At 52.6% G+C, this 26,778-nt stretch carries 20 protein-coding genes and 1 pseudogene; 4 read left to right on the top strand and 17 right to left on the bottom strand.

What is annotated here, in order from left to right:
• The first annotated feature begins 2 nt into the window (after positions 1 to 2).
• Positions 3 to 5,024, top strand: a complete 5,022-nt coding sequence (locus ACRZ94_RS18165; RefSeq protein WP_480797995.1) for an Ig-like domain-containing protein — start codon at positions 3 to 5, stop codon at positions 5,022 to 5,024.
• A 748-nt stretch (positions 5,025 to 5,772) separates the two neighbouring features.
• Here ACRZ94_RS18165 and ACRZ94_RS18160 read toward each other — a convergent pair.
• From ACRZ94_RS18160 to ACRZ94_RS18135, 6 genes are all read right to left on the bottom strand, one after another.
• Entirely contained in the window at positions 5,773 to 7,725 is a 1,953-nt protein-coding gene (locus ACRZ94_RS18160) for a BbrUII/HgiDII family restriction enzyme (RefSeq protein ID WP_480797994.1), read from the bottom strand.
• A complete protein-coding gene (locus ACRZ94_RS18155; protein ID WP_480797993.1) occupies positions 7,712 to 8,767 on the bottom strand; it encodes a DNA cytosine methyltransferase in 1,056 nt (351 codons plus the stop codon). Before ACRZ94_RS18155 ends, ACRZ94_RS18160 begins: the two co-directional genes overlap by 14 nt.
• Before the next feature lie 158 nt (positions 8,768 to 8,925).
• The gene (locus ACRZ94_RS18150) at positions 8,926 to 9,600 is read right to left on the bottom strand and encodes a recombinase family protein (protein ID WP_480797992.1); all 675 of its coding nucleotides are present in this window, start codon (positions 9,598 to 9,600) and stop codon (positions 8,926 to 8,928) included.
• Positions 9,601 to 10,428: 828 nt separating this feature from the next.
• The gene (locus ACRZ94_RS18145; protein ID WP_480797991.1) at positions 10,429 to 10,887 is read right to left on the bottom strand and encodes a BRO-N domain-containing protein; all 459 of its coding nucleotides are present in this window, start codon (positions 10,885 to 10,887) and stop codon (positions 10,429 to 10,431) included.
• A 457-nt stretch (positions 10,888 to 11,344) separates the two neighbouring features.
• Positions 11,345 to 11,656: a BRO-N domain-containing protein gene (locus ACRZ94_RS18140; protein WP_480797990.1), complete on the bottom strand. Its 312-nt coding sequence runs from the start codon at positions 11,654 to 11,656 to the stop codon at positions 11,345 to 11,347.
• Between the two features lie 427 nt (positions 11,657 to 12,083).
• Positions 12,084 to 13,577 carry a hypothetical protein gene (locus ACRZ94_RS18135; protein ID WP_480797989.1) on the bottom strand — a complete coding sequence of 498 codons (1,494 nt, stop codon included), beginning with the start codon at positions 13,575 to 13,577 and terminating at the stop codon, positions 12,084 to 12,086.
• Between the two features lie 243 nt (positions 13,578 to 13,820).
• Between ACRZ94_RS18135 and ACRZ94_RS18130 the strand changes: the two genes are divergently transcribed.
• Positions 13,821 to 14,000 (top strand): hypothetical protein, encoded by a 180-nt coding sequence (locus tag ACRZ94_RS18130; protein ID WP_480797988.1) that lies wholly within the window; start codon positions 13,821 to 13,823, stop codon positions 13,998 to 14,000.
• A gap of 178 nt (positions 14,001 to 14,178) precedes the next feature.
• Complete coding sequence (locus ACRZ94_RS18125; protein WP_480797987.1) at positions 14,179 to 15,381, top strand: Fic family protein; 1,203 nt, start codon at positions 14,179 to 14,181, stop codon at positions 15,379 to 15,381.
• 8 nt (positions 15,382 to 15,389) lie between these two features.
• Here ACRZ94_RS18125 and ACRZ94_RS18120 read toward each other — a convergent pair whose 3' ends face one another.
• The 4 genes and pseudogenes from ACRZ94_RS18120 to ACRZ94_RS18105 all read right to left on the bottom strand — a co-directional run bounded on the left by ACRZ94_RS18120 (position 15,390) and on the right by ACRZ94_RS18105 (position 17,959).
• Positions 15,390 to 15,860, bottom strand: coding sequence for a hypothetical protein (locus ACRZ94_RS18120; protein WP_480797986.1), 471 nt, complete (start codon positions 15,858 to 15,860; stop codon positions 15,390 to 15,392).
• Between the two features lie 102 nt (positions 15,861 to 15,962).
• Positions 15,963 to 16,262: pseudogene (locus ACRZ94_RS18115) on the bottom strand (zincin-like metallopeptidase domain-containing protein); the annotation flags it as partial.
• A gap of 218 nt (positions 16,263 to 16,480) precedes the next feature.
• Entirely contained in the window at positions 16,481 to 16,693 is a 213-nt protein-coding gene (locus ACRZ94_RS18110) for a hypothetical protein (RefSeq protein ID WP_480655888.1), read from the bottom strand.
• A 1,032-nt stretch (positions 16,694 to 17,725) separates the two neighbouring features.
• Positions 17,726 to 17,959 carry a hypothetical protein gene (locus ACRZ94_RS18105; protein WP_480655886.1) on the bottom strand — a complete coding sequence of 78 codons (234 nt, stop codon included), beginning with the start codon at positions 17,957 to 17,959 and terminating at the stop codon, positions 17,726 to 17,728.
• 299 nt (positions 17,960 to 18,258) lie between these two features.
• Here ACRZ94_RS18105 and ACRZ94_RS18100 point away from each other — a divergent pair, with 299 nt between their 5' ends.
• Positions 18,259 to 19,335, top strand: a complete 1,077-nt coding sequence (locus ACRZ94_RS18100; protein ID WP_480655885.1) for a hypothetical protein — start codon at positions 18,259 to 18,261, stop codon at positions 19,333 to 19,335.
• 448 nt (positions 19,336 to 19,783) lie between these two features.
• Here the strand turns inward: ACRZ94_RS18100 and ACRZ94_RS18095 are convergent, their stop codons facing one another.
• The 7 genes from ACRZ94_RS18095 to ACRZ94_RS18065 all read right to left on the bottom strand — a co-directional run bounded on the left by ACRZ94_RS18095 (position 19,784) and on the right by ACRZ94_RS18065 (position 26,686).
• Positions 19,784 to 20,149, bottom strand: coding sequence for a hypothetical protein (locus ACRZ94_RS18095; RefSeq protein WP_480655884.1), 366 nt, complete (start codon positions 20,147 to 20,149; stop codon positions 19,784 to 19,786).
• Between the two features lie 215 nt (positions 20,150 to 20,364).
• Positions 20,365 to 21,690 (bottom strand): relaxase/mobilization nuclease domain-containing protein, encoded by a 1,326-nt coding sequence (locus tag ACRZ94_RS18090; protein ID WP_480797985.1) that lies wholly within the window; start codon positions 21,688 to 21,690, stop codon positions 20,365 to 20,367.
• Positions 21,687 to 22,109 (bottom strand): hypothetical protein, encoded by a 423-nt coding sequence (locus ACRZ94_RS18085; protein WP_480797984.1) that lies wholly within the window; start codon positions 22,107 to 22,109, stop codon positions 21,687 to 21,689. The genes ACRZ94_RS18090 and ACRZ94_RS18085 overlap by 4 nt, the downstream gene beginning before the upstream one ends.
• 204 nt (positions 22,110 to 22,313) lie before the next feature.
• Entirely contained in the window at positions 22,314 to 23,045 is a 732-nt protein-coding gene (locus tag ACRZ94_RS18080; RefSeq protein WP_480655879.1) for an amino acid ABC transporter ATP-binding protein, read from the bottom strand.
• Complete coding sequence (locus ACRZ94_RS18075) at positions 23,042 to 23,902, bottom strand: amino acid ABC transporter permease (RefSeq protein ID WP_480655877.1); 861 nt, start codon at positions 23,900 to 23,902, stop codon at positions 23,042 to 23,044. Before ACRZ94_RS18075 ends, ACRZ94_RS18080 begins: the two co-directional genes overlap by 4 nt.
• Positions 23,903 to 24,727 (bottom strand): ABC transporter substrate-binding protein, encoded by an 825-nt coding sequence (locus ACRZ94_RS18070; protein ID WP_480655875.1) that lies wholly within the window; start codon positions 24,725 to 24,727, stop codon positions 23,903 to 23,905.
• A 273-nt stretch (positions 24,728 to 25,000) separates the two neighbouring features.
• Entirely contained in the window at positions 25,001 to 26,686 is a 1,686-nt protein-coding gene (locus ACRZ94_RS18065) for a tryptophan halogenase family protein (protein ID WP_480797983.1), read from the bottom strand.
• Positions 26,687 to 26,778: the final 92 nt, after the last annotated feature.

Genomic DNA, 26,778 nt, shown 5'->3' with positions numbered 1-26,778 from the left:
TTGTGTCTTTTACATTTTCCCAGGAACAGGTCGATGAACTGAAACCTCTGATCCAAGCTGCGCTTGCTCAATTTCAAGTCAACTCTTCTGCAGCGGGGATATTCACTGCGGCTTATGAAGCGGTCTTTGATGCTATCAGTGTAGAGATTGATCTACTTCCCGGCACACACATCGTTCCTGCAGATGGGGTCAATCTGAACGCTTACAGGTGGATCGAGGGCGCAAAGGACGTCAACTCAGATACCGGAGCTTTTGCGGGGTTTATCCGAAGCTACACTGAATTGCAGCATCAAGCGCGTTATGGTGAACCAATGGGCCCAAACGAGATGCAGCGTGCGTCGAATGGAGTCGCTTCTAGATTTTTCCAAGATGTGTTGGAAAAACTTAGTCGACCAGACCCTAACGAACGCGTTCTGCCAACGATTCGAGAAATTGGTGAAGCGGATGCGGGAGCGGCTGCGTCAGTCGTCTTTGGTGGAGATTATGCCCCTTGGGCGGGAACGCTTTTGTTCCCTTATCTGAATGAATCCTATTTCTTCAAACAATTACTTTTGTCCAGTCGACCATTTAATTTGCCAGATCAACCAGGTTATCAGGAAGAAAAAATCACAAAGATAGAGCCCGGCAGTTACGATATTATTTCGGCAATCGGGCTTGGCCTGATTGCCGCTCAGGATAATGGCTTGGGATTGTTCTGGAATGTGGTTACTGGCCAAACACCCTACGTTGACGAAAACTATTACACAAACGAAACCAATCAGTATTTTCAAGGTTTTTATGGCCTTACGGATGAAGAAGTAGACGACTATCATTTTGGCGAGTCACTTACCGTAAAAAATGGCTTAGTTTCGTCTATTTCTGCCCAGCTTTCGACAACAGAATTCTCGGTCGGAACTATCCACGACGATGCTGGTCAGAATGCCGTTGTCTTAAGCGGAGGGCCTCGTCACGTACTTAATGCTGGTAGAGGTGACGATGTTGTAAGAGTAGAATTTACCACGCCTGCGCAATGGGGAGTCCCATTGGGAATAATTGCCGATGGCTCAGACGGGTATGATACCTTTGACTATGCAGACAGCGCATCAACGGGTTTGATTGCCACTATTGGCGAATATGATGGAGGTTACTACGACACTCGGGTGGAAGTAACCACAGAAGATGGAGTTGTTGATCACAAGCTGTATGGATTTGAAAAGATTATCCTTTCATCAAATGATGATATTTTGGAATTGGAACAATCTATTCACCCTAGCATTGAAGGTATGGAAATTGACGGTGGTGACAATGGTGAAATGGGTGACCATTTAGACGTCTCGAGCTTTCAAAGTGGTGTCGAAGTAATTCTGGACGGGCCAGACGATACAGCAGGATCGATATCTTCCGATGGATCAAGTTTGTGGCTAGCAAACTTCGAAAACGTCATCGGCTCCGAATTTGACGATAAAATAACCGGCGATGGTCAAAACAACGTCATCAAAGGCGGTGGCGGTGCTGATGAGCTTCGCGGCGAAGGCGGGGATGACACGCTCTATTTTGACGCGGATGACACGGTGGTTGATGGCGGCGAAGGTCGGGATACGGCCATTGTTGAAGGCACAGATGGCGTCACTCTGAATCTTACAGATGCCAATGTTGAAATCGCTGTTGGCGGTGATGGCGACGACACGTTTTACCTGTCTGGTGGTCAAATGGCTGCAGGTGGTGAGGGCGAAGACACGTTCCATGTGCAAGAAGGCGGCGAAGGTCCGACGATAATTTATGGCGGAGGCGATACCGATAAAATAACTGGCGCAAAAAACATCCTGACGGTGGAAGTTGCGGGCCTCACGGAAGAGAACTTCTCGGATTTTTCGCTTGATCTCGTCGATGCTGATATTGATTGGTCGCAGGTCGATGTCGTGCTTTTAAACCCAGGTTCAGAAGACAAATACTACTGGGACGATGCTGCTACCGAACAGATTAAAATTCGGTCTGAGGTATATGAAGTCGCAACGTATGCATACGGGTTGGACGACACCAATCTCACGATTGAAGATATAGAAATTCCATTTATTGTATTTGAAACAATTACATACGATACTTTTGCCCCAGAAGGGGAGATCCTTACCGGGCCGTATGACCAAATACTATATTCAAGCGTTGTTACTGAAACAGTTTCCTTCCTGGGGTCTGCAGTCACGGAAATTCAGACTATATCTGCTACCCCATACTACGACTACTATTATTTTTATGTCGATAGTAATGGAGAGCCTTCTCTGACAGGACGCTTTGCAGATGATCCAAGTTTGCTAAACGATGCTGCGTTCAGCAGACCCTATGAAATACGGTTAGGAGACGCCACAAAACCGGGTGTTCCGGCGATAATCTACTTCTTTGAAAATAAGTATGAAAATGATCTGACAAGCGCTGACACAGTGGTTTGGTACACCGCCGGTAGCGAATTCGTTGGTGATAGGCTTGTATCCAACGGATCGATTACGGCCACTATGCCGAATGCTGGCGCTTCGTCGCAAGCTATGGCGGAAGATGAAACCAACATTGAGCCGGGAAGCGGAAGCCAATCGCTTTCGGGGTTTCAGGTAGCGTCGAATTCTATTGCCATCTCTGGGGTGGTGATTGACCCAAATGCGCCGCCGTCCGGAGTTACTGTCGCCCAGCAAAACGATGATGTCGTCATAGGTTTTGGCAACGATGAAACGGTCACCCTGCTCAACGTTTCCCTTGCGGATTGGCAGGCTGCTGCATCAGGTCAGATTTTGGGAACGAATGTGGGCGAAACGCTTGTCGGTACGGAGGATGATGACTTTATTTCCGCTGGGGCGGGCAACGATATCATTGATGCAGGCAACGGTGACGACACAGTCCTTGCCGGTGCCGGTGATGATACAATTGACGCGGGCAGAGGAAACGACACCTACGCTACCGGTTCTGGAAGCGACACCATCCGTGTCGAAACCGGGGATGGTGCTGACACAGTGACGGACTTTGATGTCGGTCATGACCTCATCGAAATCAATGGCGTCGTTTTCAACCCCAACGTTGACTTGGCTGGCGTCACCGTGAGCGAGTTGGACGGCGATGTCACCATTGCTTACGGCAATGGCGATACCTTGACGCTGTCGGATGTTAGTCTTGCAGCGTGGCAGGCTGCGTCACCACCTGCGCCAACCGTTGAAGCTGCAGACGACACGGCTTCTGTAGTGGAGGATGGTTCAACTACGATTGATGCGCTCGCAAATGACAGCGCCACATTGACCCTTTCATCGGTTAGCGCGGCTTCTAACGGAACGGCCATCATTGAAAACGGGCAAATCAACTATACACCCAATGCCAATTTCAATGGAGTTGAAACGCTCACCTACACAGCAGTGGATGGCGACGGCGTCAGCCGTACGGCTACAGTGACCATCACAGTGACACCGGAGAACGACGCGCCTACCGCCTCAGAAGATGCCGCAAGCCTGACCGCAGGAGAAACAGTGCTTCTTGATGTGGTCGCGAATGATACGGATATTGATGGGGATGCGTTGACCATAAGCTCTGTCTGGGGTGCATCCAACGGGATGGCCAGTATTGTGGACGGTCAGGTCAGCTATACGCCGAACGACGATTTCTTTGGCACGGAAACTCTGACCTACACCGTGGATGATGGAAACGGAGGGTCCAATACGGCGGTTATCACCATTACCGTGTTACCCAACCTCATCACAATCAATGGCAGCAACACAAACGACACGTTGTCCGGCTCTGCTCAGGCCGAGTACCTGACTGGAAAAGCTGGGAATGATACGCTCGAAGGACGTAACGGTGACGACGTATTGGAAGGCGGCACAGGGGCAGATACCTTGTTCGGCGGTTCCAGTGGCTTTGTCGCATTAAATGGGAATGACACTTACACGTGGTCGCGTGGTGACGGGAACGACTGGATTGGTGACCATGCGAGTTCAATGGATGAAGTGGATCGCCTCGTCCTCACAGATGTGGACTCGGATGATGTTCGGCTCATACGTGACAATAACAGTACCCATCTGAAAATCATCGTGACAGGCGACAACGGTGAAGAAACAATTACCGTGACCCGGCGCTATGAAGCTTGGAACAAGGGCTATGGCATCGAGGAGATTCAATTCAGTGATGGGGAAATCTGGACGCTGAACGATATCCTGCTCAAAACAACGGTGACGGGTACGGACGGAAATGACGTTCTAAATGGGACCGGCACGCGAGACAATCTTTATGGTCTGGCCGGTGACGACGTACTAAACGGCAGTTGGCATCGCGACATTCTTGTGGGAGGCACCGGCGACGATATTCTGCGGGGCGGTGGCGGCACAATCAACAGTGCAAATGGCAGCGATAAGTTTGTTTGGTCGCGCGGCGATGGAAATGACACCATTGTGGACTTTTCCAGTTCCAAGACTGAAACAGACCGCCTGTTGTTAACCGATGTGGCGTCTGGCGATGTGCAGTTGACCCGCTCCAATGGATCAGATGATCTGACAATTACTATTTCTGGCCCGGACGGAGACGAGACCATAACTGTAAAGAGTCGATTTGAGACTTTGGAAAAAGGCTATGGGATCGAAGAAATTGAGTTCGGTGATGGAGAAGTCTGGATACTTGAGGACATTCTGGCCAATACAAAGGTCAATGGCACCAATGGAAATGACATCCTCAACGGAACCAATACACAAGACAACCTCCATGGCGGAGCTGGCAATGACACATTGAACGGCAGTTGGAACCGCGATGTGCTTGTTGGCGGAACCGGCGATGACACTCTGGTTGGAGGTCACGGAAAGGACCAGTTTGTCTTCAAAAGTGGGGATGGGGATGACCGAATTACCGATTTTGAAGACGGCAATGACTTTTTGGTCTTGGAGGGCACGGGTCTTGCTTACTCGGATTTGGTTATCACCGATACATCAGGCGGAGCTGTAGTGGACTTGGATGGCCAAGGAACAATCACACTAGTTGGTGTGAATTCTACACTGATTACCGAAGATGACTTTCAATTTGTGTGAACCTAATTTTGCCAGTCCGCAAAGCCCTACGGGCTGGTGCCATATTGTCAACCTCAATTGGCATCGACAAATTTCGGATGAGAAGGTGCGATGAATTGGAGGCCGTACCTCACGCCTGTCTTGTCGATGAGCAGATTCGGGCTTTGATTTTGGGCTAGTAGCAATCATGGTCATACAAAGGCAACCCGCGCTACGATAATTGGAAGTCTCCGCGCCGGTTGCCTTTGAGCCTTCCGCCCTTGTAACCGAATAGGTCCTGCACACTGTCCAATCTCAATGAAGCAAAGTGCCCAGCCCCTGTGACCACAGGTGTCCAATTTTCTGATCGTGGATACCAACACACTACAATAGTGTTTACTATCAGTGTATTAGGCGTTCGGCGGCGTTTCCCCTAGGCTCCACCAAATCTCCATAAGTTGTTGATTTGACTTTATACCCTTAGATAACAAGGGCTTAAAAACGAGTCTGTTACAGTGAGGTGTTACAGTGAAGGCTCTAATCAAGATGCCCGGACAATCTAGCCAAAGATTCCCCTTCATGGCCGCGTTTGATCAGAGCGCTACAGGAAGCGACAATCAAAGCTGCAGAGGCCATTCAGTCCCGCAATGCTGGCGACGTAGTGGAAACCCCAGAAAGGCCCGCAACCTGTGCAACCCAGAGTTCTATTGCCGTCACCAAAAAATGAGGGAACCTATTTGGCTCCCCCCTTAACGTTACTAAAACTCGCCCTTAGCAATGCCTGCAAGCCTCATAGGCTCTTGTCTATTGCGTCCAGTATCCTAAAAATTTTACCAGCTTCCTCAGATGCATCTAAATAGGCGCTATAGGCCCGTCGCGCGTTGCCAATCAGTTCTTGGTAAGTGACAACTCTAGCATTTGCTACCTTGAGCATCTCCCGCGATTTTTCTCTTCCTTGAGGGTTTTTCCAATCACTGAGGTCCTTGCCCACTAAGCAAATAATTTCGTAAGCCTCGTGGGAACGTCCAGTGCCAGCTAGAAGCTGGTCCATCTTTATCTGATATTTGTTGACCTGCGTTAGCAACTCAATGCTGCTCGTCGTGCGCCCGGCCCGCTTTAGTTCAATAATCAGGTGTTCCCCTCCAGACTTGCGGTACTGAATGTCCACTCGTCCGATTTGTTCCATGTACTCGCCATTAAACTCTTCGTCGTCCAACACCGCCTTTTTAACCTCGGTCTCCATAACCGGGTCGGTGGTTCCCCTATCCCAAGCGGGATCAAGTAGCCAAAGGTGTTCAAAGAGGAATTTCTGCAGAACCTTTTCAAGGTGGTTCTCTTCGGTCAGCCCCTCAAAGCTGTCGATAATATCCAAGCGCCCCCGAGAAATCTCGTAGTACAATTGAGCTTCAAGCTCGTCATGGCTTTCAAAGGCTTGTAAGAATCCTGAAAAGTCATCGTCTTGGATGTTCTCCAGCTTACTGAGGCTGTCCTGCAGCTTTAGCTTCTCGAACGCCAATACCCCATACTTAAACAAAGGTTTCTTGTCGTCGGCTTCCAGCTTTAACTGATTGATCTTTCCGAACAACTGGGATGCTTTGTTTTTTTGGTCAGAACCCAATGTTTTGAACCATTCGTCCACTTCAGGGACTTCCAGTGCGGCCTTTTTTCCTGCCTCGTTGCGGAGTTTTGTCCACATACTTTGGATGTTTTTGAGTTCAGCTTTTATGGTAGAATGAAGTTCCTGAACGCGAGCGTCATCTTCAATCAAGGATTGGCGATTGGAAGTAGCGATGTCTGCTTTGTCGTCGTCATCAAGCCCATCTTCGTGAATTTCCCCAACAACATAGGAAGCGTACATGCCGTCTTCACCAAAGAACTGCAGCGTTTTCTCCTGCGCAACCCGACCGCGCACCATAATTTGGATGTCGTTCAAGTTGTCGCCGTCTTCGCTTACAAGGTCACCCGCTGACTTCACTGTCCCGATCCACCCTGAAAGCGGCGCATCACGCTCAAAAACTATATCAGCATTTGAACTGCTTTTGATCTGCTGACCTCGATCGCCGTAGACCCAAAGAAATTCCACCTTTTTGAAGTACTCGCGGTCTTCTCCAGAAATCTGGACGCCATTTACCATGACTTTAAAGTCAGAATCCTCTTTTCCCAGCTCAGAGAACCTTCTGGCTAAACGCCGCCGCAGAGGTCCCGGCGCATGGGAGGTTGCTTTGCGAAGGTCCCTAATTATTATTCGTGTTCCAGACTCCTTTTCAAACGGGCTCGGTTCGACGGTAACTGGTTTGTAGGTCGCTTCCCCGTCGTTAATTGACTTTTGAATTGCGGGCAGGCTTAGAATCAAACCTGAAGCCGTGCCTGATTTCTTACTGTGAACTTCGATGGTGTCCGCGATCGAGAAAAGAGACAGTTTGCCAATACCTTTTCTACCCAACACTCGCCTTCCATTAGGAGTGAGTGCGTGGCCGTTTCTTCTTCTCTGATAACCCACGGTCAGGAATTTTGAGTTGATGTCACTTACGTTCATGCCGTGACCGTCGTCTTCGATGGTGATTTCTCCATCACTCACTTGGATCAAAACTGTATTCGCGTCGGCGTCCCACGCGTTTGCAACAGCTTCCGAGATTACTGCAGGTATACTGCTATAGAGCTTAATACCCAGATGGTTAAGAACGTTAAGGTCAACGCGCATCTCAAAAGATACGGTCATTTCAAATTCTTCAGGCTTGTTCAAAACGTTTAATCTCCAAAGAAATCGTTTTTGCTATTTGCTCTGCAAGGGCTACTGGGACAGCATTCCCAATCCAGCGACCTACTGCTTTAAATCCGGGAAAGCCACCTTTTTCAAAGAACTTATAGTCCTCCGGGAAAGACTGAAGAATAGCTGCTTCCCGGAGAGACATGCCCCTATCCTGAACTGGATGCCCAAACCGTCCATTGCCATACCCGTAGCACTGGGTGGTTATAGTCGGAGCTGGGCGTTCCCAATCCATCCGTCCATAGACACCGCCATAACCTTTGCCCGTCTCTGCTTGGTGGCAGGTTGTCAAAAGATGCTCGGGCCAGTCGCGCCAAGTGCCGCCGGGGCGGGACGCCCTAATTCTCTGGACATTTAGGTCGCTTAATCGGCTGGAGCGATGGAGTGGGTCATCCTCATTTACTTCACCCGCTTGAAGTGCAGGCAGATGTCCGATGGCGTCTTTGACCGTTAGTGCAGTGCCTTCGCGTGGCTCAAGGTACACAGGAGTTTCGCCCTTGGAGGCGATCAGAACAAGTCTTTTGCGCTTCTGTGGGACACCGTACTCAGTGCAATCTACTACAGAATACCGGCAGATATATTTCGTTTCCAACGCTGAAACGAACTCACGGAAAACCTTGCCGCCTTTGTAATCCATCAGCCCCGCAACGTTCTCCATTGAGATAAAGTCGGGTTCAACGCCCAATGCGAGGTTTGCGAACTTCTGAAGAAGGTTCCACCGGTCGTCTTCCTTCCCCTTTTTGTACGTTGAGAAGGGTTGGCATGGAGCGCATCCCACGAGAACTGAAGGGACAGTTCCAGTGAAGCGGCTTTGTAGTTCAGCGGGTGAAACCTCGTCCAAATCCTTGGCAACAAATCGGCTGTCATTGTTCGTTTCGTATGCAAAACGGCAGCCATCATCAATGTCATATCCTGCTAGGATGCGGAATCCCGCTCGCTTAAACCCATGGCTAATTCCGCCAATTCCACAAAATAAATCAATGACTTCACCTACGGGGTGATCTGCTTCGGTCGTCAATTTGATTGATCTCCATGTTTGATGGGAAAGATGCATCACCTTTGTCAATAACCTCAAGGTCTTAATTGTCGCTCCAGCAATTGCGAGAGTACAAATAGCGAAGAAGTAAGCAGACACTGAAGTCGCAAGCTTGATCTGACGTACCTAAGCTAACTGCGTTATAGCCCCCATTTCGAAAGCGCCTCTCCTGCTGCAACTGGGTTCTGCTTGATCCTTAGGACTGTTTGCCGCGTCAGTTTTTGGGTCTTCCATGTCCCGTTTTTCTTCACTTTCACCTCAACTGCTCTAGCAATTTCCGATGCACCTGCGCCACGCCCTAGCATATCCAAGACAGTGTTAAGCGCAGCTCGATCGTAGCTGGGTTTTTTGCCTCGGTACTTGGTTTCGTTCTGCCGTGCAGCCTCTATGCCCGCCTTCTGGGCTTCCTTTGTTGCTTCTGCCTGAGCTTGAGCGGTGGCTGCCATAAAGGCTATCAGTGCATCTCTTACGGCTTCCTGCATGGGGTCTTTTGTTGCCCCATCGAAGGTGAGGTTGTTGATCACCGTCCGCACGACAACACCCTGTCGCATGAAGTGCCTAATCGTGTCTGTTACGTCTTGGTAGTTACGGCCCAAGCGATCAACCCAACGTACCACCAGCGTGTCGCCGTGGCGCAGCTTATCGTACAACCGCTTCCCCTCAGGTCTTTCCTGCAGGGTAGTGCTGACACCTGACACCCCATGGTCAGATACCATCTCGTCGATCTCAAACCCAGCAGCTTCAGCTTGCGACCGCTGGTGGTCAAGTGTTTGGTCAGCGGTTGAAACTCGCGCGTACAGGATGGTCTTGCTCATATCGTCCTCGTGTCCGTTTAGGTGATGTACGTTGATAATGGTGTACGAAGACATAAGTCAACCCTTACGGACAGTCTTTGCCGCCGCCACACAAGTGTACGTGGAGGTATACCCTTGCGGACAAAAGATAATATCGCCTTGGGTGAGTCAAACTGACTCAGTGCAGTTCTGTATTGCGCGGCATAGCGTCCACCTCAATCGAACTCGAACGAAGGAAGACCCATGAGAATTTACACTGTCGCACTCCCGCTCATTGGCGCAATCACACTTGAGACGCGCGGAAGCCTGTCCCCGTTCCTTCGCCCGCAGGTGGAAAGCGGAGGCGAAGGGGAAGTCGTTGTGTGCACCGGGAAGGTGAAGCTGTACCTCACTCGCTGGTCTTCCTACCACCGCCACGTGTAATTCCCCCAAGCTACCGAGAGGGGCGGAAGCGCCCCCTCAGCCTATCTTAAGACGTAGCCAGCGCTCTGTATGGCTTCACAAGGGGCAGCACCGCCCGAGCAACACGCCAAGCACTGACCTTGCTGGTTGCACCCATTACCCTATACTGCAGGTCAATGTGGCTGACAGGGTGACGCGCATGACTGGACTGCATAAGCCGACAACAGTTGCCGATCTGATGGCAGAGACTAAGAGGCTGCAGGCTGAAACAGCGCGACTCGCAAATCGAAACCCGATCTGGCCATTGCTTGCTGGCGCGGCTTGGACCCTGTTGGTCGTTGTCGTCGTGGCGCTCGTGGATGGCAAGCTATAGACAGCGACACCCCCACCCCCGGTTTTTTCTTCCAGCCACACCAACGGCGCGGTGCGAAGGGGGGAACGCTTTCCCTACGTATAGATAGTAAGGCGCTCAGATATTTGACCCCAAAAACACGGGCTGTCTTCGCTCAGCTCCCCCGCAGCTAACTTCTCCTCGCCTGCGATATACGCTCCGTCCTTGCGGATGGCGGGGAGAACAACGCGAGTGACCCAGTCTTGGAAAGCACGGGCTTCGGATTTGTCCGAGCGCATGATGAGCTTGTACAGGCCGCTCTCTGCGAGGAGATGCATCCGTCGGTTCTGAACGCGGCCATCGGACAGGTTCACTTGCACTGGATGCAAGGCAACCTCATCAGCCACAAGGGTAGTGAAGCGCTTCGGCGTAAAGCAGACGTTACCTGTCTTCCTGTCGATAGCGAGTGCCAACACACGGCACACATCCTGCGCTACGAACCAAGGCTCCCCTTCGATGTCGATAACGCGGAGGCTGTTGCTGTTGAAATCAAAGGTGGTCAGTGCATTTCCCATTTGTCGGGCTAAACACTGATCCGCGCAGTGTTACTGTGCTGGAATCTAGATGGCGCTCAGTGACGCAAAGCATCCCCCGGTTAGGAAAGCTAACGTCGTTTGAAACTACGCTAGAACGACTAACCTGCTGGAACTCACACGGCTCACAGGCGAAGCACACAGCGTCATACCTAAGTGAGACCGTTTCAATTTGGTCTTCGCCTCATCGCCAAGCGGCGCGTATACACTGCCCGCGCCCGTGGTCTTTACCTCCAAGTCTGCCATAGAGGTAGTTTCGGCTTCCTCCAGGTTTTTGAGGTGATGCGTGACCCGCGAAAAAATTGCGGGTGATCCCGTCGGGTGATTAGACTGCTCTCGGAAACAAGCATGACCTTTTTGGGTGCCGTTACCATTATTCAGTTCAATCGGATTTAACTGGAACTGGTCAGTATCAAGTAGCGCAACATGCCTGCACGGGTCAAACCCAATACCGGAACGCCTCGGCTTCAGCCTTGCGGCTCTTGAAGATCAAGGAGTAAAGGCCGCTCTCGTTCACGCAGAGCATTCCCCTGTTGGGAAAGCTAACCCGCGCATCTAGCGGATTAAGAGAAGCCTTGGTTACGTGCTGCTGTTCCTCTGGCTTACACGCCCGCCGAACGGTTTGGCTGGGGTCACGAAGTGCCAGTACATCGCAGACGTCCTTGGCCGGAAACCACGGCTCGCCGTCGATGTCGATTACGTGACGGGCTGAGGCTGACACCAGCGGCAAGACCCACACCGCGTCAAACAAAAAAGCCCCCCAACGAAAATACGCTGGAGGGCTGTAGCTACATGCCAATACACAGCCACGATGGCCGAGCAATCCCATTGGCTGTAGCTATAGGAATTATGACTATGGATATAACGGGGGAGGGGATAGGCTTTAGGAAGCTACACTCAAAGCTTTGGGCATAGCTACAGCTATATTGCTATAGGATTATACCGGGGGGAGGATGTAGCCACAGGAAGCTACAGGCAAAGCGTTAGCATAGCTATAGTATAGCGGGGGCATTTATCAATGGTGGAACCTATTTCTAGTCCATTGTTTTTAAACACTTTTCACGCCTTCGTTTCCGCACCCGGAATCCCGCCTCGATCCACCGCCGAAACCGTCTGCGATGTGCTAAAGCCCCCCGCCGAACAGCGGAAGGCCCCTTTATTATCATGGCTAAACCGGGTCACTGATTGGCGAGATTGCCGTAGGCTTCCATCCCTGAGTGCCGACGCCGCGCATTCCGCGAAAGCTCCTGCTGCTGCGACCGTACCTGCTGTTTGATCTCAGGATATTCCTTCAGCAGCTCAGCTCTGGCTTTCTCCCGATAGCCCGTAATGACTTTCTGAACCAATCGGATGCGCGGATCGACTGTGGGGTCTGACACGTCCGTAGGAAGCCGCAGATACCTGTCGCTTTCGAACAGTTTTTCCAGCCGCCCATGCAGGGTGTAGCTACCGATCTTGATTGTGCCGTGTAGCTCATTGAGACGTGCGTACTGGCTCGCATCCAGTTCGACACCCTGCACCTTCCTCGTAGGGGCGCTGAAGCTATACTGCAGCCCCGTCAGCTCATCGAGTACCTTGTCCTGTTTCCAGTCACTGGTGATGAACGGGTTGGATGCGGCTACGGCTTCGCCAAGGGCAGACAAGCTGGACGGTCCCCAGCCAGACGGATACGCGATAGGCTCGCCAGTGATCCACGAGCGCCGCGCTGGCAGGTCATCGGACAAACCCGGCACTGTGTTGCGCAGGCTGTCCACAAGGCTGCGAACTTCCCGCATGTACGGGTCATACTGCTTCCTTGCTTCCCGCATGGCCGACGAGAACGGGATCATTGACGACCCGTAGCTGTTGACCGTGGACTGACCCCACCGAGCTGGGTCTTCCATCGCTTTAACGGCGGTCTGGATGCCTGTCAGGTATGACTTTGAACCAAGGTTCTGCATCAAGCCGACAGTGGCCGCGAGAGCAACATCTTTCATAGTCATCTCGTCCAGCTCGCCGCCGATCTCCGCGACGTCTGCAGCGATGCCGAAGACCATGGCAAACGGATCAAGCCGCTTGTATTCGATGTAGCGGACGCTGCCGCCATCGCCCTCAATGCGGAAGCTGTATGGACGCCATCCAGTTTCCAACAACCGCGCCCGCTGTTGTGGGTCTTTCGGCCCGGTGCCAGTGATGCGTCCGTCCAGAGCTGCCATGATGGCGCTGCCCCAGATCAGACCGCCAACGACTTGTTTCCCGTGAGCTGTAGCTGCACGAGACCCACCCGCCGCCAGTTCTTCACGCCAAGTCTTCGAAGCATATTGCAGGCCCGGTGTGGTTTGCGCGAACTGGACAATGATGTTGGTGGGGGTGCGTACGAACGGAACAATCAACTTCAGCCACGGATGGCGGTTGCTCATGTTCTGCAGGTTCCGAGAGAATGACCCCTGACGCAGTTCATTGGTGAAGGTAGCTTCCCGAGCGACGTTTAGGCTTTCCAGATGACGAGCTGACCCGTCCTTGTTGAAGCCTGTTTTCATCCGATCAGCGACCCAATCTACCTCCGGCCTTGTCGCTTTTGAAGAAACGAGCAGCACGCCCGTTGTCGCGTCCGGCAATCTCATTTTGAAGATCATCGAAATCTTGGGCTTTTCGCTTGAATGTAGCAGCCAGCCGAGCTTGTTCTTTCTCAACGTCACTTAACACAACCACTATTTTAGTTAACTGCCGTTAAAATTTCGTAAATTCCTCTGTTGCGCGGTGGGCGGTTCTTTCGACGCCACCGCTTCAATTCTTCGAAGTGTTTCACGTCCTTCCCATGAAAAGCATCTTCGTCATCCCAAACCATCAGCGCCTTCACTGAGCCGAGCATGATGGGTGTGGGGCCGAAAGGCCCTGAATGGTTCGGGGTCTCCTTGAAGCAAAAGGAGAATGACATGAAACTTGTTTCTCGATTTGAAGCGGCAGCACTGAGCACCGCCGCACTATACGGCCTGCGCAAAGAGGCACTTATCGCCTTTACTGCGGCACCCCGCGATAGCCGGGTACAACGCGATGCGCTTGTTTCGATGAAAAACATCGATAACGAGCTCGCCACACGCGCGCCGCGGATATAACGATATCGACCGGCTGGTTTCACGATCAGCCGGTCTTTAGAGCGCGATTTGCCAACCGGACGCGAAAGCGGACACAAAAACGGACATAGAGCCGGGCATTTTTTGACTGACAAAGCACATAAGTACATGATATTTATATACTCTGATCCTCACTTTTGCGGACAGGAAAGCGGACATAATGAGTGACGAATTAGCAAGAGATGACGGCGAAACCATTGGCCTGTTTGAGCCTTTAATGGTTAGTGAAGGCTCGCCGAAACGTGCGGCACTAAACGATCTCGCCCTCGATCTGGCAACGGCATCCGCTCGCTTTGCCAGCAGTCTACCGTCATCTATTGCAGACGCATTAGCTGATTTGATCCGGTCGATGAACTGCTACTACAGCAACCTCATCGAAGGTCACAACACACACCCTATCGACATCGAAAGAGCGCTGAATGATGACTATAGCGCCGACCCTGAAAAACGCGATCTACAGCTTGAAGCCAAAGCACATATCACGGTTCAAAAATGGATCGATGAAGGCGGGCTAACTGAATACCCGGCCTCACCTGAGATGATCCGGGAGATACACCGTCGATTTTGCGAGTTACTGCCGCAAGATTTGCTATTCGTTGAGATGCTTTCGACGGGCGAAAAACTCCCAGTCGTACCGGGGGAATTCAGAACGCTTGACGTAGAAGTCGGACGCCACGTTGCCATAAGCCCCGGTGCGGTTCCGCGTTTTCTGGATCGGATGCAGGCCGCCTACCAACGCGCCGGGCGCATTGAATCCATACTGGCGGCGGGGTGCGCGCACCATCGGTTGTTATGGGTTCACCCATTTTTGGACGGCAATGGCCGGGTGGCCCGGTTGATGTCGTATGCAATGCTGAAAAACGCACTCGACACCAAAGGACTCTGGTCGGTCGCGCGTGGCCTAGCCCGCAATGAAACGGAATATAAGCGCCATTTGGCCGCCTGCGATAAACCCCGGCGCGGCGATCTCGACGGGCGCGGCACACTCAGCGAAGCAGCGCTGGCCGATTTCACAGCGTTCTTCCTGAAAATCTGTACCGATCAGGTCAAGTTCATGGAAGACCTGATGAAACCGGACAGGTTGCGGGATCGCATTTTGATCTGGGCGGAAGAGGAAATGCGCGCGGGAGTTTTGCCGCCCAAATCCGATACGGTGTTGCGCGCTGTGTTAATGCAAGGCTCGATGGCGCGCGCAGACGTTGTTGCATTGCTTGGCGTCACCGAACGAAGCGCGCGTCGGGTGACTTCTGCTCTAATTGAAGTTGGAGCACTCCATTCGGATAGTACCCGCGCACCACTGCAGCTTGCATTTCCGGCCAAGCTTGCGGGCCGCTGGATGCCCGGACTCTTTCCTGATGAATAGGCGGGAAACTAAATCCTACAAGCTTGTTTAAAGTGTCCGCGCGCCTTTCCGGTTCCTTGCATACCGAAAGCGGCGATTTCTGCGCCTGTTGGTGATGTCAGGCTGAGCTTTGCACCCTGCCGGAATTCTTCCAGCACAAAATCGGAAACGATAAAACGGCCAACGAATGCTTTGTCAGGTGCGAAATAGTGCCCGTCTATCGGGTGCCGCGCGGTGCGCCCGTCCGATAACTCAATCCACATCATCATCGATTCGTTGTTGTCATCTATATTCTGCATCCCATTGAATGGGCCGCCAGAAAGCACAAAAAAGAAATTGGGATCATCCGGCCAGCAGGAAATCCGCAGGTTAAATTTCCCTTCTTCGATCATCGACCAAGCGCCGTTAGCAGCTTCACCGCTTTGCCATTCAGCGGCTTGCGCTGCTCCCACCAACGCCAACAGAACGCACCCAAACCCAGAAATCACACGAAAAAGCATCTGACTATCTCTCATCTGAAAAGGAAAGCGTAGCACAATCAACTGCCCCCGCGAAATTGCACCACCGCTGCACACTACGCATTCCTACAAGAAAACTGCCGCTTATGCGGCAGCCCCTTCTTTTGCATCAGAGCTCTGCAACCCATGCAGAAAATCTGCGGCGCGCTGCGCATGTGCGGCGGCTGAAAAGATCGCGCGTTTGTCTTCTTTCAGAACCTTCAACCAGCTTTGAATATACGCGGCATGATCCTCACCGGGTTCAGGCGTCAGTGCCAGATCAGCACACAGAAACGCTGCGCCAAGTTCAGCAACCAGTTCCTCACGGGCGTATCCTTCATCCCCCCACTTCTTCCGGCCAAAGTCCCGGTCAAGGCGCTTGGGGTGCTTTGTCCAATGTGTCAGAGCAACATCGCCGATGGACGCAACAAAGTTACATCGCCCAGTCAATGGCTCGCCTTAGTGAGCACTGAACAGATCATTGAGGAACTATAGAAGTCCCCTCCGTAAATCTATCCATGCAAGAAGCAACTACTTCGCATCTTGGAAAGAAAAAGGGCAGTCGCTTTGAACCGCCCCAAATCATCGCTCGACATCTACTTGCTTGTAACTTCTCTCGCAGATTACTTCACTAATACCAAGATTAGCACAACAGCAAATACAGCAAGGATTGCTACTGTTCCTCTTACTGAGAAGTGTAACGACCCATCCGGCTTACGAGTAAGCTGAAGGCTGCTCATCGAGCTCGCCTCTTCATTAGCTTTTGTTTTGAAGTTTGTTTCTACAACTGTAGAAGTGTCATTTTCAAAGCGGACACCTCCGCTATCGTCTTTCATGTTCTACTCCATTCATAAATCTCTGTCAATTGCCGGTGTTTTTCTGAACCCAAAAGGGCACCTCTAATTATATCATATGGGAAATAGTCAATAGTTATTTTCATATATTTATCAACCAGTTATATATTCAACTAGTTAAACCACCACAGCGAAACTTGAGATTCGCTTTGACCAAAGAGGCCATCTCAGATCAAATTAGGAGCTTTCGTCAAGTGGCATTAGCAACGAGTTCTTATTCAAACTCCGAGCTATCTTGCTTGCTTCTATTCTTAAAAATTTAGCAATTTTTGAAAACTTGAGTGTCAAGTCTTGTTCTTTAGAAAGTAGCTTTTAAAAGGCTCTCGTCTTTTGAAAGCAACGTGACTTGCAAAGAAGTAATCTGACTCCTTTCCGTTTGAGAAGAAAAGTAGTCTGGATGCTTCGAAGTTCTATCCTTGCACAAAAAGCTGAGCAGTTGAAAGGCGACTTGATCCCAGACCAAGCATCGGTGTCGAACAAAAGACGAGCTTTAGCTTGCAAACAAGGATTGGTCTGGATGAAGTCCTCATGGGGGTATTGGGGGTAGCAGGAACGCTCCCCTTATTGGTGATGCAGCGGTCAAACGCCTGCGAGTGGTTTCAAGGGGCGCGATAGCCCTTTGATCGATGGGATGGTTCCAAGGTAAGGGTAGCGCGAAAGCTCCCTTTCTGGTCTCCATGAAATGGTCAGGATTTCACAAGGGCAGGAACGCCCTTTGATCGATGGGTGCAGGGAGAGCGAAGTCTCCCGCGAGTGGTTGACCGACGATACGGTCTGATGGCTCTGACTGGGCTCAATGCCCTATCAGAGCCAATGGCCGGGGGTTCCACAGGGGCGCGCAGCGGGCCCCTTGGCAAGAGGGTTTTGTACTACAAAACACATCTTGCATTCTCTCATTTCGTAGGGATTTAGGGGTGTAATACAAAGAATAGCTACGGGAATTCGTTGGTTGTTTCAGAACAGAGAAAAGGGCGCTGACCGATTGGCAGCACCCTATTTGGTGAGGTTGGGTTATCACTGTGAGGGCTTTTTGTCCTGCACAGGCATGGTCACCAGCCGCCCTTCGGTGTGAGGGATCGGTGTCTGGACCGGACCGTGATATCCTTTGCCGGATTTGGTGGGCCAAAGGGCTGCAACTTCGGTCCAGAGCGCTTGGCCGTTGGGTTCCTCCGAAACGAACCAGACGCGGTAATCAGGGCGCATTGAACGGTTCTGTTGGTGTTGATTGGGTTGTGTTTGAGTTTTCATATCAGTCTCCTGTTTGTTTGACGGCTGACCCCGTGCCAGCCGGTAACGATGCGTCCGGCGCATGCGACAGGGCCGGTGCAACGCATTGTTGGGGGGGACCGCAACGGAGCTTTGCGCAGGCAGCGGGGGAGCCGACAAAGCAAGTTGCAACGAAAGACCTGCGCCATACGCCAGCGTCAGTTACCGACTGGCATGCGGGTTGCGGGAGACAGGAGAGGGAATTTGCTTACACATTCAGCTTGAGCAGGCGACGTTGACAGTGCATGCTGATACCACATTTTATAAGGTATATATTAGCCATGCAAAATGCTCTCAAACTTATTCTTCTTGCATTTCTAGTTTATTGTGGCCGAGGTGTTTCGGCTGATAGCCAAAACGCAGCGTGTGACTTAACTGCAGGCCCTCCGCTTCATGCTCGCACCTCTGATGTATATAGGTTCCCAAACAGTTTCCTGAATGACACGGGAACACCGGTAACATTCGAAGCATTGTCGATGTTTGGCATCCAGAAGAAACTAAACGATATCGGTGGCGGAGCACACATTGCCAATGTATGCATTAGATTTGGTTTCATTAATACAAGCGAAGATCATACGATAACGGACTTTGGATGGGAAGATATTGGTCTTCCAATTCTAACCTATCCCATTGAACCCGGTAGTGGGATAAGTGATGTATCTTGGCCCTTCCGAAAGAAGCTATCGTACCCAGCGCCAAAAGTTACGCACCTGAGAGCTTTTACGAATTCACACGCGAATGCGGAAATACTTTGGCCGGTTCAGTTATCTGCCCCGGAAACCTATCGCGACGATATATTTGAACCTTTGGAGCTTGACCTGCTACCAGATGATCTCCTACCGCTTAAACGCGAGTTTAACGTAGACCCTTCCGTAGATTTTCGCATTCCTCCCGATTCAAATAAAAACCTCCCGAATATTGGTGGCTCTTTTGTAGCGCCTGATGGCACGAAACTAGAATTTGAATCGTCAGTCGAATTCGACGGCGAGAAGGTAGAATTTGTGTATAAAGTCCACTCGTCGGGAGAGTCTGAGATTGTTTCACCCTACATTTCATTTTTGCGGGAGTTTACACCGGAACCAACTATCGAAAACACTAAGGTATTAATAGAGAAGTCAGGCTCCTTCTTTACTCCAGCTTCTGGTTCAGACGGTATGGAGGCATCGTTTTTTGTTGATCCCAAGGCAAGCGAATTCGAAGGCAGTTCGGTGTTTCAGGTCAGTCATCCGATTACGTTCTCTGGAGAAGGTGGCAAGGCCTGCGTCATTGCGAAATTCTATAGTCCGCTGCCATTAGGCATGACAAAATTTATGTGCAGTGTCACCGACGACGAACGAAAGAGGTTCTTTACTCAATGAGGAACTGTAATGTTTGATCAAGTATGGAAGTTTTTAGTCGACAATGTAATTTTGGCCATAGTCGTATCATTTCTATCCGGTTTGTTAACATCATTGTTGGTTTGGATTGTGACCTCAGGCGTTATCCCAATAGCAAGCCTGTACCCAAAAGACTTACATATCGCTTACATTGGGTTTTGCTTCGTTGGGATCGCAGGGGGTGTTCTTCTATCTTTGCCCTACATTTATTATCGACCACCTTCATGTTTGTTGGCAGCCATAACTTGGTTGGGTTTGTTGGTGGCGACGGCGTGCTTTTTTGTTTTCCGGGGCGATGTTGGAAGGGAAGTCGAACTTGGTTCGTATTGGTGCCTCGTAGTCTTCTGGTTACTGGTAATGTTAGTTTCGGCGATCAATATCGCAACGTCGTTGAGAGCCATCGGGTCGAATGAGGAAAACGGCGTTTAGCCTAGAAATGATCTAGGTAGTTTATTGGATCACCTGAGACAAGAATTGCAGCTTTGATCACTTTTCTGTCTTTAGAGAAGCATAATTCCCTAGTTTCCTGACGAGAATCGTCCAAACTAGGTGTTGTTAACGCAACCACGCTATAGTTCTCGTATTCAGGAAGAGCCAACGGGTGTTTCAAATAGAACTGGCATGACGACGAAATGAAATCGCTACCTAGGGCGATTTTAGCATCAATCCCTTTTGATTGAAGCTCATCTAGGGTGCGTACTACAAAGTCCATATCGGATTGTGTTGGGTCTGAATAACCAGTTGTTGGAAATAGCGAAGTAGCGGCAAATACAAATGCGATTTTTAGTGCTCTCATGGGACCTCGTAGTTTTTTCTTTATATATTCACATTACTGAATGTTTATCAAGCATTTTTGCCCTTCCTTTCAATTCGACGGAATGGAGCCATTTTGGCATTAGTAACGTTTCCACTCGACTACCGTTGCACCGTTTCGAAGCCACAGGAACAGAACAAATGAGACGTCGAACCTCCTTCTCCAAATGAGTGCATACCTCTCAAAGCTTCAACTTCTTAAGGTTCGAAACCTCTCCTGCGGTGACCGCGCGGTTTGCGGCTGCGATTGTTGATAACGTGATCAAGTTGCTCACGCGCACGAGCTAAACGCTCATGATTGTGATCAGGACGATCATCATCGCTTTGATACCGGGCAACATCTTCGCGTAGCTGCATGAGCTCGTCGCGCGCTGCGTTACGCTGGATGTCGATATCGCGCTGCATTGCCTGCCGCTCTTCAAGCTGTTTGAAGATCAGGTTGTCCTTCTCGGCGCGGTCGCGACGCAGGGCGTCCAGCGCTTCTTGCTCGTTTTGCGCGCGCACCTTCGCATAGCGTCCGGTGATACGGTGCCAGATGCCTGAAAACCCTTTCGGCAGGCGCTCGGCCCGTTTTCGCGTCTCGGCATTCCAGCGCTTCTCCTGCGCATCTGAAAGCTGTTTGCGTTCTTCCTGATGCCGCCCGACTGTCTCTGCTTTGCGGAAGTCAACGAGGACTTCACGGCGCTTGGCGTCGCGTTCGACATCATCAATGAACTCGCGCAAACGCGTTGACATGCCGCGTGCGATTTCGGCTTTGGCTTGCTCGACAGAGCGGAGTTTTTGAGGATCGCCAAGCTTGGCCTCGACCTCTTTCGTCCTAACACCGCTGTAACGCGCAACGGCATAGACTTCACCGCGATAGTCCACGGCAACAAAGCCGCGCCTATCGCCTTTGGCGAGCCAGAAGCCGCGTGATCGAAGGGCTTGTTCAAAGGCAGCACGATTGTCTGACGAGTCCCAAGCGGCCCTGAATATGGCTTTCAACTCCTTTGGATTCAGGCCCGAGCGCTTGGCCTGCTGCCATTCAGCTAGTGTGAAACTCAAAGGATCGCGCATACGACGGTCTTCCAACCCGCGCGGCATCGTCCAGCCATGTTCAAGGAATAGCTGGCGCGACACGTCACGCAGTTTGGTTTTGTAATGGCTCATGTTCAAGGCGCGCATCCGCTCGCTATCAATCCGTGACCAAACGACATGCGCGTGCCGTCGCCCGTCTTTTTCATGGAACACGATGGCGCGGGGTTGATTTGACAGTCCCAGCTTATCTTCAACCTGTCGCACGGCCTTTTCGAACTGTCCCGTGCTGACCTTGGCTTCGGCAGGCGGGTTGAAGGACATGGAAAAGAGGTATTTCTGGCAGCGTGTGCCGCGTGCAATGGCGTCTGCCTCGTTGAACGCCTCTAATAAGTCATCACTGACAAAGCCGCGCACGTCGTGCAGTTCCACATGCTCATTATCCCGCATCGACAGCAGATAGCGGGCCAGTTGTGGGGCGTTGCCGCGTTCTTTGGCTTTCAGCATCATGGCGCGTTGCCCGATGATTTTCCGAGCGCCCGAAGCAAGGCCGCGCGCATATCGGCGATTTCACGGCAGGCATCCTGAAGATCAGCTTCGGTCTCCGGCGTGACAGGCAAAGAACCTGAGTTTACGGCCTTTGCGAGTTGATTGAGGTTTGCTGACAGGCGAGACTGGCCGAGCGCACCAAAAACGCGCCCGAGGGCTTCTTTGTCCTGTACCGGGCTATTCCCGCGTCGTTTGCGCGGTGCAACATCATCGCCGAAAAGCCGCTCACGGATATATGCGCCAAGCGGCTTGTCGCCACGCTCGGCATCCAGACGTGCGCGTTCGTCATATGTGAGGCGCAGTGAGAAAGGCGGCGGATAGTTCTTGTTGGCCGCTTTGCCACGCGAAATCTTGTTAAATTTTGGGCTTAGGCTGCTCATCATCGCACCTCAGACCGTTAAGGTCTAATGTCGCGAGATCGCGTTCCCAGTCCTCAAGAACCTCGAATAAATGGTTTGAGGTTTCTCTCGTCAGGCCCACCAAAACACAGTCCAAAAAACCTCTGCACTGCACCGCATCACTGCGTGGCAATCAGCGCTTTGTTTGAGCGACCACGCCCCGGCGCGCGCAATACCAGTGCGGTATCACAATACGCGTGACAGGAATGCTTTGGTGCGCGGCTCGCGTGGGTTGGAAAAGAGGATCTCGGGTGGGCCTTGCTCTAAAATGCGACCGGCATCCAGAAAACACACCTTGTCTGACAGTTCGCGGGCAAAGCCCATCTCGTGGGTGGCAAGTACCATGGTCATCCCCTGCTGCCGCAGATCGCGCAGGACGTCCAGAACTTCGCCAACCAGCTCGGGGTCCAATGCGCTTGTGATCTCGTCAAACAGCATGATCTGAGGCTCCATTGCCAGCGCGCGGATAATGGCAACCCGTTGTTGTTGCCCACCCGACAGCTGATCAGGATAGTGCCCCATCCGGTCGCCCAACCCGAACCGGTCAAACAGTAGGGTTACGCGCGGGCGCAGTTGATCCCGGCTGAGCCCATGCACACGGCGGGGGGCGAGCATCACGTTTTCTGCCGCTGTCATGTGGGGAAACAGATTGTAGCTTTGGAACACAATGCCAATCTTCTGGCGCACAGGCTGAGGGTCCAGACCCGGTTCAGAGATATCCTGCCCATCCAACCAGATGGTGCCGTCGTCGATTGGCTCAAGCAGGTTCATGCAGCGCAACAGGGTGGACTTGCCGGACCCTGAGGCGCCAATAAGGCACACCATCTCGCCATCGTTCACATCAAGGTCGATGCCTTTGCAAACCTCGTGATCCTCAAACCGTTTGCGCACCCCGCGCAACGAAAGCTTGGCCGTCATGAGCGCGCCTTGTTTTGCTTGTTCATCAGATAGTCCGCATATCGTGTGGCGGGGATGGTCAGCGCCAGAAAGATCAGGGCCGCACCGACATAAGGTGTGAAATTGGCGTAAAGTGATTTGTAGACACCAGCCTGCCGAAACACCTCGACCGGGCCGATGAAAGACAAAAGCGCCACGTCTTTTTGCAGGGCGATAAACAGGTTCATATTAGCCGGAACCACATTGCGGATGGCCTGCGGCAACACCACAAAGCGCATGGTGTCACTGTCGCTCAGCCCCAGTGACGCGGCCGCCGAACGCTGCGATTGGTGGACCGAGTCGATGCCAGAGCGGATCACCTCGGCCACATAGGCCGAATAGACCAGAACCAGCGCCAGCGTGCCCCAGATATAGGGGCTGTTCCATGGTCGGGGCAGGCCCAGACCGGGTACACCAAAGCCGATGATGTAGATCACCAGAACCACCGGCAGGCCGCGGAATACATCGGTATAGGCGATCCCGAACAGCCGCAGGGGGAACAGCGCCGGGGCGCGCGTGTCGCGGCACAGTGCAATGGCAAGCCCAGTCAAAGCGATCAGAGGCGCTGACCAGGCAAAGATCATCACGTTCATCAAAAAGGCGTCCAGCAAGCCGGGAAAGGTTGCGGTAAACACCCGGCCATTGAAGAACGCGCGTTGCACCGCCTCCCACCCCGGGGCAAGCGGGACAAGGACCACCAGTGCGACAACCACGCTGAGCGTTGATATCAGTGCGATCCGGTTCGCGCGCCGCCGAACCCTGGCCTCATAGGCTTCGCGGCGCGTGGGGGTCGCGTCTGACGGCGTGGTCCGGCGGCTGTGCAACGATGTGTCACCCATTTATTCGATGACCGGTACACCCGTCGCCTCGGACAGCCATTGGGCCTCAAGCGCGGCCAGCTCTCCGCTTTCGGTCAGTTCGGCGATGGCGGCGTCGACGCACTCTTTCAGCGCGTTGCCATCCTCCATCAACAGGCCGAACTGGTCAGGGCTTTCTGACTGGCCCGGAGGGAATTGACCCAGCAAGGTCCCGCCCTCAACAACCACAGCCGAAAGGTAGAGCGCCGTGGGCAGATCATAGAGCGCGGCATCAATCTGTCCGGCCATAATGGCCGCGTTGACATCGGCATTGTCGTTGTAAAGCAGCGGCTCGTCCGTGGGCTGTATCACATCGTTCAGCATTGGGATCGCGGTAGTGGTGGCCACAGCCCCCCATTTCAGCCCCTTCAGGCCCTCCAGCGTTGCTTCGGCGCCCGCGTCGACCACGTTATTGGTGGTCAGGACCGCCATGGCAGAGGTGTAGTAGGGCAGGCTGAAATCGACCATCTCCTCTCGTTCAGGTGTGATCGAGTATTGCTGCATGTTGAAATCGAAATTCTTGGCACCGGGCTGAATGGCCTCGTCAAAGCTTGTGCGGACCCATGTCACCTGATCCGGGCCAAAGCCCATTTTCTCGGCGATGGCATAGGCCACGGCGGCCTCGAACCCTTCGCCACTTTCGGGTGCATCATTCATCACCCAAGGGTAATAGGCTGGATTACCGGTCGCGATCGTCAGCGTGCCATCCTCCAGTGTCATGCCTGCCGCGCAGGTCTCTGTGTCCGCAGCAAGAACCGAAGTGCAGGACAGAAACAATGCCAAAGCGGTGCAACCAATCAATCTCATCCAAACGACTCCTTGTTGTGGGTTGCGCACAGGTTCTTACGGGCTAAGGGATTTGTCTAGGGCGACACCTGTTTCGTCCAAGCGATTTTCAGAGAGACGCAGCCACGTGTCGTGCTTGGGTCAGCCAATTCAAGCCCGCTCAAAAAGCCCGTGGCACAGACCATAAAGACGACCACAGCAAGCCTGACAATCGCATTGCAACGGATCACAAAATGAAAAACCGGAGCCCCGCCCCGGTTTTCCGTTCAATGCCACTCTCCCTACCGGACCGCACTAGAAAAGTTGCAGGTCCTTCGCGCCGCTTTCGATTTCGGCAAAGTTCGGCATGTTCTGGACGGCGACAGGGGCCGGCTTTGTCCCCGGCATCGCAACGGTGGGCTGCATCGCTGCAGCCATACCGAAAGCCGGTTTGCCCAATTCCCCCCGAATGTCGCGCAACAGGGTCTTGTGGTCCGGCATCGATTTGATGATCTGAGCCAGATCCGCTTTTGCACGCTTCATCCCCTGGAACCAGATCGGCTTTTTCAGCGGGCGCAGGCGATCACGAATGTCCGGGCCATAGCCGGTGTCATAGACCTGTTTACCCAGCAGAACCGTCTGATACACGCGATGGTCAAACAGCGTGGCGAACTCAATGTCATGATCCGTCGGCAGACGATATTGCCACAGTTCGAGGTTCTCGGCCAAGCGATCCGGCAGTTTCATCTCGGTACGCGCATCGATCCAGTACTGATCGTCTGTGCGGTTGCCCAGACGGTAATGCAGACAGATGAACTCCAGCACCTCATTATACATCTTATCCATCTGCCGGTTATATCTGTCGCGCATCGCGGGCTCGATTTCCTGCGTGGGCAGATGTTCGGCGAACCAACGCACCGCGTGGTCGATCATATGGATCGCGGTACTTTCCAGCGGTTCGATAAATCCGCCGGACAGGCCAATCGCCACGCAGTTCTTGACCCAGGCATTGCGCACACGCCCCACACGCATCGGGATCACGCGCGGGGTCAAACCCTTACCGCTGTCGCCCAGCCACTCAAGATATTCATCGGCCGCCTGATCGTCCGTGCGATGAGCCGACGAAAACACATATCCAGTCCCCACCCGGTTATACAGCGGCACCCGCCACGTCCAACCGGCGCCGAGCGCGGTCGAGCGGGTCAGGCTTTCGATCTTTTCCGGATCGGGATGTTCGACCTGTAGCGCCATAGCGCGGTCATTGGGCAGGTAGTCCGAGTAATCCATGAATGGCTCACCCAGCGCCTGGTTGATGATCAACCCGCGGAACCCGGTGCAATCTACCACCATCTCGATGTCGTGGCGGCCTTTCCGCTCCAACATCAGGTGGCTGACATTGCCCTGCTCGTCCAGCTCGACTGACTGGACTTCATCCTGAATATGCTCAACCCCGCGATTGGTGCAGACCTTGGTCAGCATGCCCGCGAATTTGACGGCGTCCAGATGGTACGCATAGCCAAAGCGTTGCTCGAATTCCGGCTGGCCTAGCTGCCGCGCGCCCTTGCACATGCGACCCAGATGATCATGAGGCGAGATCGACTGCGTGAAATCCCGATCCCCGTTGCCGAACCGCAGGAAATACTCGGCGGCCTCCAACCCCTCAACCATCTGACCGTGGGCGAAGGGGTTCACATAGTCGATGCGATTGCCCTTGGCATCCTTGTTCCAGTTACAGAACTTAACGCCCAGTTTGAACGACGCATTGGTTTCACGAAAGAAATCCCGCTCGGCAATGCCTGCCTGACGCAAGGTCACCGGCATGCGCGGAACAGTCGCCTCCCCCACACCCACGGTCGAGATGTTCGGACTTTCGATCAGACAGATAGCCGGGCGATCCTTTGGCCCTGAAGTGCGGGAAAACACCATGTCCAGAATAAGCGCGGTCATCCAACCCGCCGTCCCGCCCCCGACGATGGTGATCTTGCGCAAACGGTTGTTCATGTGGCTCTGTTCCCCCTTGTTTTGAGGGACTATAGCAGCTTTCCTACACCCCGCTAGAGCTTAGAACACCATGCACCAAAACCGCCAGAGCA

The organism is Ruegeria sp. CH10, assembly GCF_056537125.1.
Note: the sequence above shows the minus strand (reverse complement) of the source record. Positions and strands in the feature narration are given on the sequence as shown.